Annotated in this window: 13 protein-coding genes; 6 read left to right on the top strand and 7 right to left on the bottom strand. The window is 70.3% G+C overall.

Annotated elements, in window-relative coordinates; all coding sequences use genetic code 11:
- Positions 1-134: 134 nt before the first annotated feature.
- From DY245_RS16495 to DY245_RS16480, 4 genes are all read left to right on the top strand, one after another.
- On the top strand, positions 135-1,277 hold the full coding sequence (locus DY245_RS16495) for a glycosyltransferase family 4 protein (protein WP_128508009.1): 1,143 nt from the start codon (positions 135-137) through the stop codon (positions 1,275-1,277).
- The gene (locus DY245_RS16490) at positions 1,277-2,221 is read left to right on the top strand and encodes an NAD-dependent epimerase/dehydratase family protein (protein WP_220377894.1); all 945 of its coding nucleotides are present in this window, start codon (positions 1,277-1,279) and stop codon (positions 2,219-2,221) included. The genes DY245_RS16495 and DY245_RS16490 overlap by 1 nt, the downstream gene beginning before the upstream one ends.
- Positions 2,214-2,789, top strand: a complete 576-nt coding sequence (locus DY245_RS16485; protein WP_128508007.1) for a sulfotransferase family protein — start codon at positions 2,214-2,216, stop codon at positions 2,787-2,789. Before DY245_RS16490 ends, DY245_RS16485 begins: the two co-directional genes overlap by 8 nt.
- A 127-nt stretch (positions 2,790-2,916) precedes the next feature.
- Complete coding sequence (locus tag DY245_RS16480) at positions 2,917-4,803, top strand: ATP-binding cassette domain-containing protein (RefSeq protein WP_244943077.1); 1,887 nt, start codon at positions 2,917-2,919, stop codon at positions 4,801-4,803.
- A 144-nt stretch (positions 4,804-4,947) separates the two neighbouring features.
- Here DY245_RS16480 and DY245_RS16475 read toward each other — a convergent pair whose 3' ends face one another.
- Positions 4,948-5,859, bottom strand: a complete 912-nt coding sequence (locus tag DY245_RS16475; RefSeq protein ID WP_181923715.1) for an EamA family transporter — start codon at positions 5,857-5,859, stop codon at positions 4,948-4,950.
- A 152-nt stretch (positions 5,860-6,011) separates the two neighbouring features.
- Between DY245_RS16475 and DY245_RS16470 the strand changes: the two genes are divergently transcribed.
- Positions 6,012-6,881, top strand: coding sequence for a LysR family transcriptional regulator (locus DY245_RS16470; RefSeq protein WP_244943076.1), 870 nt, complete (start codon positions 6,012-6,014; stop codon positions 6,879-6,881).
- Positions 6,882-7,100: 219 nt separating this feature from the next.
- Here DY245_RS16470 and DY245_RS16465 read toward each other — a convergent pair whose 3' ends face one another.
- Positions 7,101-7,925, bottom strand: a complete 825-nt coding sequence (locus tag DY245_RS16465; RefSeq protein WP_128508003.1) for a sulfotransferase domain-containing protein — start codon at positions 7,923-7,925, stop codon at positions 7,101-7,103.
- A 195-nt stretch (positions 7,926-8,120) separates the two neighbouring features.
- Positions 8,121-9,035 carry an oxidoreductase gene (locus DY245_RS16460; protein WP_128508002.1) on the bottom strand — a complete coding sequence of 305 codons (915 nt, stop codon included), beginning with the start codon at positions 9,033-9,035 and terminating at the stop codon, positions 8,121-8,123.
- A 113-nt stretch (positions 9,036-9,148) separates the two neighbouring features.
- Between DY245_RS16460 and DY245_RS16455 the strand changes: the two genes are divergently transcribed.
- The gene (locus DY245_RS16455; RefSeq protein WP_128508033.1) at positions 9,149-10,096 is read left to right on the top strand and encodes an ArsR/SmtB family transcription factor; all 948 of its coding nucleotides are present in this window, start codon (positions 9,149-9,151) and stop codon (positions 10,094-10,096) included.
- Between the two features lie 350 nt (positions 10,097-10,446).
- Here the strand turns inward: DY245_RS16455 and DY245_RS16450 are convergent, their stop codons facing one another.
- The 4 genes from DY245_RS16450 to DY245_RS16435 form a co-directional block, all read right to left on the bottom strand.
- Positions 10,447-11,031 (bottom strand): hypothetical protein, encoded by a 585-nt coding sequence (locus DY245_RS16450; RefSeq protein WP_128508001.1) that lies wholly within the window; start codon positions 11,029-11,031, stop codon positions 10,447-10,449.
- Between the two features lie 142 nt (positions 11,032-11,173).
- The gene (locus tag DY245_RS16445) at positions 11,174-11,545 is read right to left on the bottom strand and encodes a hypothetical protein (protein WP_128508000.1); all 372 of its coding nucleotides are present in this window, start codon (positions 11,543-11,545) and stop codon (positions 11,174-11,176) included.
- 26 nt (positions 11,546-11,571) lie between these two features.
- Positions 11,572-13,017, bottom strand: a complete 1,446-nt coding sequence (locus DY245_RS16440) for a zinc ribbon domain-containing protein (RefSeq protein WP_128507999.1) — start codon at positions 13,015-13,017, stop codon at positions 11,572-11,574.
- Between the two features lie 805 nt (positions 13,018-13,822).
- The gene (locus DY245_RS16435) at positions 13,823-15,061 is read right to left on the bottom strand and encodes a PP2C family protein-serine/threonine phosphatase (RefSeq protein WP_128507998.1); all 1,239 of its coding nucleotides are present in this window, start codon (positions 15,059-15,061) and stop codon (positions 13,823-13,825) included.
- Positions 15,062-15,137 lie beyond the last annotated feature (76 nt).

The following is a 15,137-nucleotide window of genomic DNA, read 5'->3' as shown; positions in this document are numbered from 1 at the left end:
GCACCAGGCCGAGCGACCGTGCGCCGTTGTGCGCCCCGCCGTGCCACCGGCCGCTCGGGAGGCCCTGTTGTGGCCGAAGGGGGTGCTGGGAAGCATGGGCGCCCGTCACCACGACGCCCGGAGGCCCATCAGCCATGCGGATCGCCTATCTGCACAGCGGCAGCATCCCCTCCGTCTACGCCAACGGCGTGCACGTCATGCGGATGTGCGACGCGCTCACCGACGCGGGCCACGAGGTCGTGCTCCACGCCCTGGCGGGTACCGCCCCCGCCGACGACATCCACGCCTATTACGGCACCCGCAATCGCTTCGAGGTGCGCACCCTGGCGCAGCCGGCGGTGCCGGGGCTGGGCAGGTGGATCCGGGCATGGCGGGTCCGGACCGAGCTCCGCCGCCGTGGCGCGCCCGATCTGCTGTACGGGCGGGACCCGTATACGCTGCTCGCCTGCTCGGATCTGGCCCCGGTGGCGTACGAGACACATCTGCTGTGGCCCAGGTGGGGTGTGCGGGCGGTGGAGCGGTTGCTGCTGCGCAGACGGAACCTGCGCCGGGTGGTGTTCGTGTCCCAGGCGCTCGCCGACGACTACCGCGCGGCCTTCCCGGAGCTCACCGCTCTCCGGCACGCGGACCTGGTCACCGCCCACGACTGCGCCGATCCGGTGCCGGCCGACGGCCCGGTGGCCCCCTTGCCCGGCCGGGAAGGGGCCTTGCAGATCGGCTATGTCGGTCATCTGTACCCCGGCCGGGGCACGGACGTCATCCTGGAGCTCGCCGAGCACCTCCCCGACGCCGATTTCCATCTGGTCGGCGGCACCACGACGGACCGCGCACACTGGCAGGACCGCTGCCGGCAGCCCAACGTGTACTTCCACGGCCATCACCCTCCTGCCGAACTCGCCCCCTATTACCGGGCGTTCGACATCGTCCTGGCGCCGTACCAGCGGCGGGCGTACTGCGTCGGAGGTGTCGGCGAGATCAGCCGCTGGGTGTCACCGATGAAGCTGTTCGAGTACATGTCGTACGGCAAGGCCGTCATCGCCTCGGACCTGCCCGTACTGCGGGAGGTCCTGGCCGACGGAGTCAACTGCCTGCTCTGCCCGCCCGACTCCGTTGCGGACTGGGCAAAGGCGGTCAAACGGCTGGCCGAAGACGCGGCCCTACGTGAGGCCCTGGGCGCCGAGGCCCGGCGGCAGCTGACGGAGCAGTACACCTGGCGGGCCCGCGCGGACCGGGTACTGCCCGCTGTCCAGGCAGCCACCGGGCCAGGGAGCCGCTGATGCGGGCGGTGGTGACCGGCGCGGCCGGGTTCATCGGCTCCCACCTGTGCGCGCACCTGCTGGCCGCCGGGGACACCGTCGTCGGCATCGACGCGCTCACCGACTACTACGACCCGGCCCTCAAATCGCGCAACCTGAGCGAGCTGGTGCCCCACCCGGCCTTCATCTGGCGCCACGCCGATCTGCTGGAGGCCGACCTCGGCCCCCTCCTCGACGGGGCGGAGGTCATCTACCACCTGGCCGGCCAGCCAGGCGTCCGCCCGTCCTGGGGACCGGAGTTCACCCGCTACGCCGACCGCAACCTGCTCGCCACCCAGGCCCTGATCGAGGCCGCCCGGCAGCTCCGGCTGCGCAAATTCGTCTACGCCTCCAGTTCCTCCGTGTACGGCAACGCGCCGACCTTCCTCACCCCGGAGACGGTCTGCCCCCGGCCCGTCTCGCCGTACGGAGTCACCAAGCTGGCGGCCGAGCACGTATGCGAGCTGTACCGCACCGCCTACGGACTGCCCAGCGTCTCGCTGCGGCTGTTCACGGTCTACGGCCCCCGGCAGCGCCCCGACATGGCCTTCGCCCGCCTGATCGATGCCGCACTGACCGGCGAGCCCTTCCCGCTGCACGGCGACGGCGAGCAGACCCGCGACTTCACCTTTGTGCGGGACGTCGTCACCGCCATGCGCGCCGCGGCCTGTGCCGGCTTCACCGGCGTGGCCAACCTCGGCGGCGGCTGCCCGGTCTCGATGAAGCAGGCGGTCGCGACGGTCGAGCAGCTGGTCGGGCCGGTCACCCTCGAACCACGGCCGGGTGGTCCCGGCGAGGCGCGGCACACCGGGGCCGACATCACGCTGGCCGCCCGGGAGTTCGGCTATCGCCCCCGGACGGACCTGTACGACGGACTGGCCGCGATGGTGCGGCACACCATGGCCTGGAGGTGCCTGGATGGCTGACGGCCGGCCCCTCCGGCCGAAGGTCTTCGGCCTGGGACTGTCCCGCACCGGCACCCGCTCCCTCACCACCGCGCTGCACACCCTGGGCTTCGACGTCGCCCACTACCCCTGCGACCCGGATACCTACCAGGCCTTGGTGGACGGCACGGCGCGCTTCCCGCTGCTCGCGGAGCGCGACGGGATCACCGACATCACCGTCGCGCCCTACTACGAGGAGCTCGATCTCGCCTGGCCCGGCGCCAAGTTCATCCTGACGGTCCGTGAGGAGCGGAGCTGGCTGCGCTCCTGCGCGTACCACTGGGAACGCCCCATCGCGAGCAAGGCCGACCCGGACTCGCTCTACGTTCAGCTCCAGCGTTTCCTGCGGGCCGCCGTCTACGGGTGCCACGAGTTCGACGCCGCTCGGTTCGCCCGGGTCCACCGTCGGCACGTCGAGCAGGTGCGGCGCTACTTCGACGGCCGGGACGGCGACTTGCTGATCCTCGACATCGTCGGCGGTCAGGGGTATGAGCGTCTGGCCCCCTTCCTCGGCGTGCCGATCCCCGACGAGCCGTTCCCCAGTTTTTGATCTTTATTTGATCTGTTTTTGATCTGTCAAGTCCGGGTCCATCGCCCGTGGGTATTCCTTCACCCAGGGGCCTGACCGGGCACCGGTGTGGCCGGCCGCCGGCACGTATCGCGGCAGCATGGGCCCGGTGTCCACCCATGCTCCCGCGAGTCCCACCGTCCAGAGCGAGTTGAACTTCGGCTGGGACGATCCACACCACCACCAGGTCGTCTCGGCCGGACTGCGACAGATGGCGGCCCGGCTGCCCACGGTGCTGGCCGACGCGGCCCGCCTGGGCTGGGCCGCCGACCGAAGAGCCGTCATCCAGCTGGCACTCGGTCAGTGCCTGGCAGCCCTCGCGGCAGCGATCGCGCTCTCCGCGACCGCCCACGTGATGGCGGCGCTGCTGCGGCCCGGACCGGTGGCCGACCAGCTCCACGGCGCCCTGCCCGCCTTGATCACCGCGGCGGCCGCGGCCGCGGTCAGGGCAACCGCAGATGCCGTCGCCCAGTCCGCCGCCGCGCAGCTGGGCCCCCAGGTCGCCGCGCTCGCCGCGCTCGCCGACGAGCGGATCCTCGCCGACACCCCCGAGGTCGAACTCACCGCCTACGACCGGCCGGACTTCAACGACGCACTCCAGGCCGCCACACTCGGCGCCCAGGCCACCCAGGAGCTGATTCCCGACGCCCAGTTGCTGATCGCGGCAACCGCCCAACTCACCGCCGCGGCCACCGTGCTCACCCTGCTGCACCCCGTACTCCTGCCGCTTCTGCTCCTCGCGATGCTCCCCAAGGGAGCCGCCGCGGTGGCCGCCGCCCGCATCACCCACCGCACCAACCACACCAACCTCGCCGATCAGCGGCTGCGCTATCTGCTGTGCCAGCACAGCACCGAACGACGGACGGCGGCCGAGGTCAGGGCCGGCACCATGGCCCCGTTCCTGCGCCAGTGGTACGCCCAGGTCACCGCCAGGATCAGGGCTCGGCACCGGGCGGCCGCCCCGCGGACGCTGCTGGTCACGCTCGCCGGCGCCGGCGCAACCGGTGCCATGCTCGCCCTGACCTGGCTCACCGTCGGCCTGCTGGTCACCTCCGGCGCCATGAATCCGGCCGTCGCCGCCACGGCCGTGGTCGCCGTCCGCGCCTCCACCGGCGCGCTCACCTCCCTGGTACTGGCGGGCGCCCGACTCTTTCGCACCTCGCTCCACCTCCAGGACTGGCGGGACTTCCTGGACCTCGCCGGCACCCTGCGCGCCACCCGCGGCCCGCGGCGGATCGACCCCGGCGGCCCGCGCGAGATCCGCGCCCACCAGGTGTGCTTCCGCCACCCCGGCGCCCCGCCGGACGGGCACGCCGTGGACCAGGTCAGTCTCACCCTGCGCAGCGGTGAACTCGTCGCACTGGTAGGGGAGAACGGCTCCGGCAAGACCACCCTCGCCCGCCTGCTCACCGGCCTCTATCTGCCCACCGGCGGCACGGTCAGCTGGGACGGCGTCGACCTGGCCGAGGCTGATCCGCGCTCGGTCCACTCCCGCGTGGGCCTGGTGCCGCAGGACTACACCAAGTGGCCGATGGCCGCCCGGGAGAACATCACCCTGGGCCAGCCCCGCGGCGACGACTCGCACCTGCACGCCGCCGCCCGGGCCGCGGGCGCCGACACCGTCCTGGCCGGACTGCCGCACGGTCTCGACACCCTCCTCGCCAAGTCCTTCTGGGGCGGCCACGACCTGTCCGGCGGCCAGTGGCAGCGCTTCGCGGTGGCCCGGGCCTTCTACCGCGAAGCATCCGTCCTGGTCCTCGACGAGCCCACCTCAGCCATGGACCCACGCGCCGAACACCAGGTGATCAGCCGCTTCAAAACACTCGCCACCGGCTGCATCGCACTCTTCGTCACCCACAACCTGACCAACACCCGCATCGCCGACCGCATCATCGTCCTGAACCAGGGCCGCATCGAGGACGCGGGAACCTTCGACGAACTCCTCCACCGCGGCGGGCTCTTCGCCGAGCTCTACCGGTTGTCCCAGGACCGTTAGGCGGGTCGTACGGATCATGTAGTTTCCGCGATTCCGCGAGCATTTCCAGGTGACCACGAGCATAGGATGAGCATTTCCATGCAGTCATGGGCACTGGAGACGTTCAGCAGTGACGATGACCGCGATGCCAGCCCCCGCGCGGAATTACTCGTGCCGCAAGGGCCCGTACCGTTCGACGTCCATGTGCGGCACGGCGGGGTCGGGCCGGGTGGCGGCAAAGTCGTCGGCGTTCACGGCAGCCTTCCGCCCCGAGCGGGTTGCGGCGGTGCCCACGGCGACGGCGTTCGCGGCGACGATCGCGGTGATGGCCAGCCACGACGCCAGGTCGAGGTGCTGGCCGAGGACGAACAGGCCGATCAAGGCCGCGAACACCGGGTTGACGCTCATGAAGATCCCGAAGAAGCGCGCGGGGACCCGGCGCAGCGCGAGCAGGTCGGCGAGGAACGGCACCGCGGACGACAGCACGCCGGCGGCCAGCGCACACAACAGGGCGCCGGCGGTGGGCGGGTGGAGCCACAGGACGGCGGCGCCGACGGGCAGATAGAGCAGGCCGGAGACGGCCGCGGCGGCGGCCGATCCCTGCAAGCCGGGCAGGCGCTCGCCCACGGTGCGGTTGAGCAGTATGTAGCAGCCCCAGCAGACGGCGGCGAGCAGCGCCAGGCCGATGCCGAGGTAGTCGGTGCTGGGCCGGGGGCGGGTGAGGACCACCACGGCCGCCGCGCCGGCCAGCGCGCAGCCCAGGTCGGTACGGCGGCGGGAGCTCGCCAGCGCCACGGTGAGCGGGCCGAGGAACTCCAGGGTGACCGCGAGACCGAGCCCGATCCGGTCGATCGCCGTGTACAGCGTGAGGTTCATCGTCGCGAACACCGCGGCCAGCCCCAGCACCGGACGCCACTGCGCGGCGGTGAACGAGCGCAGCTTGGGCCGGCCGGCGCTCAGCAGCACCACGGCGGCCACCCACTGGCGCACCGCCACCACTCCCACCGGCCCGAGGACCGGGAAGGCGAGCGCGGCGACCGACGCCCCGATCTGATTGGACAGGCCACTGCCCAGCATCAGCGCCGGTCCGGGCCATCGGGGCGAAACCGCCCGGGATGTGGCGGCCGCCGCCGTACTCTCTGCGCGAACTTCGATTGCCATGGCACGACCGTCCGCCAAGCCGCCACATACGCAAAATGCATCCGACGCGCCATCTATACGATGGGCGTATGGATGGTCCTACGGAGCTGGAGCTGCGGCACTTGCGCTGCCTGATCGCGATCGTCGACACCGGCAGCTTCACCGACGCAGCGATCGAGCTGGGCGTCTCCCAGGCGGCAGTCTCCCGCACACTGCTCGCGCTGGAACGGATCCTCGGCGTACGGCTGCTGCACCGCACCAGCCGCACCGTCACCCCCACCACCGCCGGTGTGCAGGTCCTCGCCCGCGCCCGCCATCTGCTCGCCGAAGCGGACGAACTGGTCCACCAGGCCACCACCGGCCACACGCGGCTGCGGATCGGCCACGCCTGGTCCGCGATGGGCCGCCACACCGCCGAGTTCCAGCGCCGCTGGCACGACCGCTACCCGGACGTCGAACTCCATCTGATCCGCCACAACACCCCCACCGGCGGCCTCGCCGAGGGACTGTGCGACATGGCCGTCGTCCGCACCACGATCGACACCCGCCGCTGCGCCCACGCCCTCGTCGGCCACGAGCGCCGCTGTCTCGCCCTCGCCTCCGACGACCCATGGGCCAAGCGCCGCAGCATCCGCCTGGCGGAGATCCGCGACCGCACGCTCGTGGTGGACCGCCGCACCGGCACCACCACCCTGGACCTGTGGCCTCAAGGCGCCCGCCCCGCCGTGGAGTACACCCACGACATCGACGACTGGCTCGCCGCCATCGCCACCGGCCGCTGCGTCGGCGTCACCCCACAGGCAACCGCCACCCAGTACCGCCGCGACGGCATCACCTACCGCCCTCTCCGCGACGCCGAGCCCGTCCCCGTCCACCTCATCTGGCGACGGCACGACCCCCACCCCGCCACCCACGCCGCCGTCGCCCTGCTCGCCGACCTCTACCGCGAAGGCGACTGACGCCCGAGCACCCGGTCGGCGAACACACCGGCCGACCCATTGACTGCACGGCCAAGGAGGCAACCGACGCGGAACCGGTGGGGTCTCCCCGCTCAAGCGAAGCCGAGAGCCGGGGAACGCGTGACGACGACGCCGCGGGGGTCTCTCTGGTCCCGAGAGACCTTGGGGCGTGCATGCCAGCCCCCGCGAGGCCCGCATGATCCGAAAGACACGCCCTAGCTAGCCGGCCACATCGGCGGCCAACGCCAGCGGCTGCCAGTCCCGCACCAGCCGGCCGGCGATCTGCGCGTCGGCCCAGGCGATCTGCTGGCGGGTCAGGTAGTCGCGGTAGCCACCGATGATCCCTCGCCGGGTCTTGTACGACTCGCGGTCGTCCGGGCTTCCGGGACGCAGCTTGTCCGAGTGAAAGGCGTCGGCGAGCTCCATGGCGCGCATCCGGTCGAAACTGCCGAACTCCACCGCCCCGCGCAGCGTCCCGGCGGCGGGACTCGGCAGACCGCAGAACTCCAGTACCCGGGCCAGCTCTGCGGCGGTGTCCGCGGCCAGCCGCTCGTAGGAGGTCAGCAGGAAGTCCTCGGGAACGCCGCGGCTGGCATGCCAGATGTTCCAGAACTCGACGCACGTGCGAAGGCTGCCTTCATCGGCCGCCAGGAAGTCGCCCAGCTCTCCCTCGTACGGGTTGCCCGGTCGCCGGGTGCGCTGGAAGTAGTGCGAGACGATCGTGTCCCGCAGATCCCGGGTGAGGAAGACGACCTTGCGGCCGCGGTACCAGCTCTTGTCCCTGGAGAGCTCGGCCGGGGAGCGCCAGGCGACCCGGTCGTCGTGCCAGAAGATGATCCGCGGAATGCGCGGCTCGACCTCGGAGAACGCGGTGAGCCGCAGGTCCTCGCACAGTTCCATCGGCAGCCCCCACTCGGCCGAGATGGCCTTCGCCATCATGACCCGCAGCCAGGTGCGACCACACTTGGGAAAGGAGATGACAACGACCTCGGCAGAGTCCGCAGCGTCCCAGGAGCCGTGCTGGGGCGGGGTGGGGATCGTCATGCCCGCCAGTGTGCGCAGGCATCGGGCGACATACAACAGCGCACCATGGCCGCCCGGGTCCGTTCAAGGCCCGTTCGAGTACCAAGTCTCGGCCTCGCGCTTTGCCTACCCGCGGCACGCCAAGGGGGCACGGCCTCACTCTCGGACAGCCACGACCGAGGCGTGCGAACGCGGGTCCCGTTGGCGGTCGGATTCTTAAGCTGACGCCCCGCCCTGATGGAGGCGGTCCAGGACGGCCAGTTCGTCCTGGGTAAGGCGCAGTGCGCCAGCAGCCACGTTTGCGACCAGGTGATCCGGGTTGCCGGTGCCCGGGATGGCCAGCACATGCGGCCCGCGATGCAGCGTCCACGCCAGTCGTACCTGCGCCGCGCTCGCCTCATGTGCCCGCGCGACGGCGAGCAACTCGTCGTGGTCGGCGCCACTCGCGCCCGCCTCGCGCCCGGCACCGGCGATCGCGTAGAACGGTACGAACGCAACACCCTGCGCACCGCAGATACGCAGGAACTCGTCGTGCTCGGGCCGTACGCCGATGCCGTACTGGTTCTGCACGCAGACTACCGGCGCAATGGCTTGGGCCTCGGCGAGGTGTTCAGGGGTGACGTTGGAGATGCCCAGATGGCGGATGAGCCCGGCGTCGCGCAGTTCGGCCAGTGCGCCGAAGCGCTCGGCGATCGAATCGGTGCCGACGATGCGCAGGTTCACCACGTCCAAGTGATCACGGCCGAGCTGGCGCAGATTCTCCTCCACCTGGCCGCGCAGCTGCTGCGGGGTGGCATGTGGCAACCACTCACCCGACGGATCGCGGCCCGGCCCGACCTTGGTGGTGATGACGAGATCATCCGGGTAGGGGGCCAGCGCGCGGTTGATCAGTTCGTTGGCGGATCGCAGCGGCGAGAAGTAGAACGCGGCGGTGTCGATGTGGTTCACACCGAGCTCAACGGCGCGGCGCAGCACGCCGATTGCCCGGCAACGATCGCTCGGAGCGACGTCGGCCGCGAACGCCTCGCCGTTCTGCGTCAGGCGCATCGCGCCGAAACCGATCCGGTTGATCTCCAAGTCGCCGAGTGTCCACGTACCTGATGCAGTCGCGGTGATCGTCTCTGAGGTCATGCTCGGGATGATCTCCCCCGCTGTAGGCTGAGGGCCATTGATTAAGACATAGGTGAATCCTTGGGGTTGCGGTGCTGGCGGAGCTAGCGTTTTCGGTGAGTGATCTGGCGCAGATGCGGTTCGCCGTCTCGCCGATGTGGGAGGTCGGGACCAGCTTCCGGCTGCTGCACTCCGGCTCCGCACATCCCGTGCACCGGCCCTGGGCCGAGCAGGTACGGCCACGGCTGGCGGCCGCCGGCCTTGACCGGGGCTGGCTCGCCGAGCTGATCCCTCCCTCGGGTTATGTTCCCGACTTCCTCAACCCGGCACCGGCCGGGTCGGCCCCCACGCTGGCGGAGGAGCTGGCCTGGATCCTGGCCGCGCCCGCCGGCCAGGTGCGCCAGGACCTTGACCGCCTGAGGCACGAACAGGGGTTTCTCGGCCCCCGGTCGCGGACCCTCTACGCCGAGCCGCAGGCCCGCCTGGTCCGGGTCACGGAAGAGATCGAGTCCTACTGGGAGTTGGCGCTCGCCCCCTACTGGGCGCGGATCCGAGCAGTGCTCGACGCCGACGTCTTCCACCGGGCCCGGCAGGTCGCCGAGCATGGCACGGCCCACCTCTTCAACGATCTGCACCCTTCCTTGAGCTGGGACGACAACGCGCTGCGCCTGACCCGCCGACAGCAGACCCTGACCCGGAAGGCAGCGGGCGCAGGACTGCTGCTGATCCCCTCGGCCTTCACCGGACCGGGCCTGCTCACCCGGGTGACGCTGCCGGAACCGCCACAACTCGCCTACCCGGCGCGCGGCGTCGGCTCACTGTGGGAATCCAGGCCCATCACCAGGACCGACGCCATCGCCGCCGTACTCGGACGTTCGCGAACCCGGCTGCTGACCGAACTGGAAACCCCGGCCTCCACCACCGAACTGGCCCACCGCACAGGGCTCTCCCCCGCCGCGGTGTCCCAGAACCTCACCGCGCTGCGCAACGCGGGTCTGGTCAGCGCCCACCGGGCCGGCCGCTCCGTGCTGTACGCCCGCACCTCCATCGCCGAATCCGTCCTCGCCGCCGCCTGCCCATAGGAGTGCAGCCGACGGCAGGACGTGAGCACCACGCAGAGCTGCCGTTCCCTGGGACCGAGATAGGAGTCCGGGGCCCTTTACTAGGTGGGCCGGAACTTGCAGCAGCGGTACGAGACTTCACTGCGCTGGAGGTGCCGAGGGCGGGCCGCCGGTTCAACCGGGACCGGGCCCACGTATTTCAGGGAACCGTCACCGTGGCCGCGATCCGCCTCCCATGGCCGCGCTCGTGACTCACCGGGCAGCCCCGAGAACGGCTGGAGGCGTTCCACCGGGCGAACGGGAAGACCGCGAGGCGGCTCGCGTCGGCGGAGTGGTGAAGGCGGCAGGGACAAGGAACGGCCGGCGGATGGTCACTTCAGGGTGATGTCGGCGCCGACGATCACGCCATCGGACACCGTGTAGGTCCCCTGGTACACCCTCACCGAGCCGTCGCTCTGGGTCGCGCGGAGGTCGGCGCTGACCTGCCCGGGGCTCTCGGTGTTCACCGCACTGAGCTCGATGCTCGCTGTCGTGTCGTAGCCCGCCACCCACTCTGAGTACGAGGAGCCGCCGATGTTCTTGCCGCCGAGGTCCCAGGCCGCCGCGAAGTCATGGTCGTTGATGTCCTGATAGAACTCCTCCACGATCGCGCTCGCGTCGTCGGGAGACGGCGAGATGTCCGACGCAGAGGGAGAATCTCCGTCGGCCGGCGGCACAAAATCGACGTCCGGGCTCGGAGGTGGAACGGTCGACGGTACGACGTCGACCGCCTGCTGCGAAGGCTCAGGGGACGAGTTGAGAAGAACGTAGGCAGTCACCCCACCCACAGCGAGCAGGGCCGCCATCAGCCACAGCAGCCACACCGGGAGGATGGTGGGCCCCACACGGACGTAGCCGTACCCGGTGGCCCCGAGGGGCTGGCCGGTGCCATCCGGCACGCCGCCCTCGCGCGGCATCCCGCAACTCCGACAGGAGGTCGCGGCGGCATCCTCGAAGCGCGCGCCGCAGTGAATGCAGGATGGCATGGTCGTCTCCCCCCGATGTCCCTCACGTCGACGCCCCTGGCGTCCCTCGGATCCGGCCTTCGCGTTGGCTCGGCTACAGCCCGTGGATCGCCTCTTCGATCGTCACCGCCAGGGAGGCCAGACCGGTGACCCCCGACACCGCGCCCATGAGCGTCCTGGCGAACAACCTCAGCTTGCCCTTGCGCGGCTCCTCCGCGGCGAGCTCCTCGCGCGCATCCTCTGTGGCCTCGATCAGGTCGGCGCGCTCGGGGTGATCGGACCGGCCGAGCTCGTCGATCAGCCGGGAGAGCAGATCGCCGATCTCCTGTGGCGACGGCTGCCGCCCGCCGTCGGACTGGGTCAGTCCACTGTCCCGAACCTCGGCCTTCGCGTTCCTGCCGCTGGCGACGGCGTTGCCGACGACGTTCGAGCCGCCTGTCGCGATGATCCCGTTGTTCCCCTGCATTCCGATTCCTCATCCCTTCTCGGTTATCAGTCCGTATTCACTAGCGGGATCTTGTTGAGAATGCCCATCGAGATCCGGGACTTCTCACCGGAGGCGACGGAGCTGGAATCCACCCTCGCTCCCTGGGTTGCGATGATGCCATTGTTGATGATCATCTCCTGACGCTGGATCAGATCACCCACGTCGATGTCACGCGCTTCGGCGAATTCGACGAGTGCGTCCAGGACCCGCTTTTCGACCGTCTTCAGGACCATGCCACTGTCGGCCTTTTGGAAATACCGGTGGTGATTCGTGGCCGCGGCCTGCCGACGCACGCTCTGCCGCGCCCCGTAGTCGAACCTGCGCAGCCTGGTGATCAGCTTGTCCTGACGGCGCACGCGCCGGGACATCCAGTAGTCGGGGGCGAATCCCGCGACCGCGCGCACGGGCGCGGCCAGCAGAACGAAGAGGGTGCTGACCAGTGTCTCCGAAAACATCTTGGCGAGCTCGCGCAGCGGCGGGCGGGGCATCAGGGTGTCGATGACCCGGTAGCGGTCGAGCAGGGGGAACAACACCGTCGGGACGGCCTCCACAAAGAGGTTGGAGTCCGAACGGACGAAGCGCAGGAAGAGCGAGGTGACCAACTCGCCGCCCCAGCCGGTGGAGTGCACGGCCAGGTAGGGGCGGGCCCCCTCCTCGGGCGTCCGTTTCAACGCATCCATCCGTTCGAAGGGAATCCGGGCGACGGGTCGGCCGAGTGGATCAGGCAGAAAGCGCGTGTCCTCCAGAAGTGTCGAGCCGTCGACGAAGAGCCGCTCCTCGATCTCCAGACAGGGCAGGACCAGGGTGCCGAGTCGCTCGGCGATGTGGGCGTAGAGATCCGTCACGTCGAAGTCCTGCGGCTTACCTCCCGGCCGGCTCGATGTGGTGACGTCGAATGTCAAGGACCACGAGTCGAGTTCGGACCCGTACCCGATGAACGGTGAATAGCCGCTGTATGTGGTGACGTTCCCGTCGGCGTAATCGCCGATCTGGCGAAGGCGCACCGCGATATCGCCATTGAGCGGCGGAGGCGCGGCCGCGGGGTCGAACCGTTCCGGACGGAGGCTTTGCAGATGACGGCCGTACGTGGTCGAGAGCTCGAAGGAGAGCACCGTCACCCAGGAGACGAGCAGCACCAGCAGGGTGATCGAGTAGTTGCCGACCCAGAAAGAGAACACGAAACTCAGCAGGAGCAGGACGGTGAGCACGAGATCCCGGCCGTGGCGGCGAGCGTTGGCCAGGTAGGCGTGCCGGAGCACCACGGGAACGTCGCACGCCGGGGCCGCCGCCACACCCAGATGCGGTTCGGCGGCGACCTGCTTGATGAGCGACTTGGCGTACTCGCGATCCAGATATGCGGCCGCGCACAAGTACCTGGTCAGATCCCGGCCATCACCCCACCGCGGCACGGCACCGCGGCGGTCGACGGCACCGCCGGTGACGGGCCTCATGGACACGGTCGGCGCAGACGGTGAATGACCTGGAAGCTCCGAAAACGCCGCGGCCGACTCGCCGACCTCCACGACCGCACCGCAATTACCGCAGAACGCGGCCCCCGAAACCGTGCCCCAGCCACATCCGGGGCACGTAGTCGAATGCGTCATCACTCCCCCGTACATGAGACGACCCCACGTCCGTCAAGTGCACCACAGAGGCACCTGAGGAAACGTCATAGTCACTCTTTGAGGCAGGACCGTTACAGATCGGGAACGGGATGGCCGCTGCACCAGCCCGCGCCCGCGCAGCTGGCGGGCGCGGTGCCGGGATGTAGCCGTTGCTGAAGGGCCGGTAGCGGCATCCAGGAGCAAGTGAGCCTGGGCTGTGGGCAGTTGTTCGGCGGTGGGGCGGGCCCGTCGAGCTGTTGGCGGCCGAGGCGGGGGCCTTCGGCAGGGTGGAGGTGCCGGTGTAGACGGCGGCCAGGATGCCGCCGAGGAGGGCGACGCCGGCAACGACCGGGCCGAGCGCGGTGCCGACCGCCGACGTCGTCCCCGAGATGCCGATGGCCATGCCGGTGCAGAGCACCGCCGTGTCCACCGAGATCAGCAGTAGCCCCGCCCAGACAGTCACCAGGACGAGCCGGCGCCGTGTCTTACGGTTCCCCGGGCATCGGCGAAGCGAAGCGATGCCACGCCAGCCGTCCGCTACGACCCGCGGCTGCCGTAGTCACGTCCGCCGAGGAACCCACAGCGGAGTACGCCCTGCGGCAGGCCGCCGTCGTTCCCCTGTGGCCAGCCTTCGACCGAGTGGGGACCAGCGTCACAGTCGGACGATGATCAGGGCGATGTCGTCGCGGGCGCCGCCGGCGAGGCCGAGGTGGGCCAGCAGGGCGTCGGCCAGGCGTTCCGGGCTGAGGGCGATGTAGCGGCCGAGGGCGTCGGTCAGGCGGGCCAGCCCCGCTTCGATGTCCTCACTGCGGCGTTCGATCAGCCCGTCCGTGTAGAGCACGAGGGTGTCCCCGGGGCGGTACGCGTGACCGGCCTGGGGGCGGGGGACGTGCTGGGGCCGGGCGCCCAGCGGCGGGTCGGTGGCCTGGTCCAGCAGCTCAAAGCTGCCGTCCGGGTGAACCAGGACCGGTGGCGGGTGGCCCGCGTTGCTGTAGATGATCAAGCGGCTGCTGGGGTCCACCATCGCTTTGACGGCGGTGGTGTTCAGTGCGCCCTCGACCGATCGGGCGTACAGGCCCAGCACCTCCAGTGCCTGGGCGGGCCGCTCCAGAGCGCGGATGGCGGCGCTCAGGGCGCTGCGGAGCATCCCCATGACGGCGGCCGCCTCCAGGCCGTGGCCGACGACGTCGCCGACCGCCACCGCGAAGCGGCCGTCCGGCAGGTCGACCATGTCGTACCAGTCGCCGCACACGTTCAGCGATCCCGTGGCGGGCAGGTAGCGCACCGCGACGTCACGGTGCCGAGCCAGGTCCGGTGCCTGGAGCATGGCCTCCTGGAGGGTGACGGCCACCTGGCGCTCGCGGGTGTGGGCCTGCCGCAGTTCCTCGTTCAGCCGCTGCAGCTCGCGCGCCCGCGCGTACAGCTCGGCCTCCAGGGCTTCGCGCTCGGTGAGCTGCTTGGCCGGCAGCTGGCCACCGGCGACGTGGGCCTGCACGAACGCGGTCACGTCCTCCACCCGGTGGATGATCCACGCCACCGTCCCGTCCGGTCCGAGGATCGGTGTGTTGATCGGTGACCACCACCGCTCCTCGAACGCCCCGGGCCGGCCCATGATGGGGATGTCGTACTTCTGCAGAGCCATCGTGTCGGGCTCCCGCGAGGTCAGGACCCGGTGCAGCGAGGCGTTGAGGTTCCGCACCCCGTCGGCCTCGGGGTCGGCGGGGTTGTCCGGGAAGGCGTCGAAGATGTGCTGCCCGATCAGGTCTTGCCTGGTCCGCCGGGTCGCGTCGAGGTATGCCTGATTGACCTCCACGATCGCCAGGTCCGGGCCCAGCACCAGGTAGGGACTCGGCGTGGCGGCGAACAGCGCCGCGTAATCGATCTCCGACACCGTCCCGTCTCCCTGCCTGTCCCTCCACTGCCGGTCCGCCCCGCCCCCTCACGCTACGGTCCACCCAGCTCGGACG

This window comes from Streptomyces inhibens, from assembly GCF_003389455.1.
GTDB classification, from domain to species: domain Bacteria; phylum Actinomycetota; class Actinomycetes; order Streptomycetales; family Streptomycetaceae; genus Streptomyces; species Streptomyces inhibens.
This window is presented reverse-complemented; position numbering and strand designations above follow the sequence as displayed.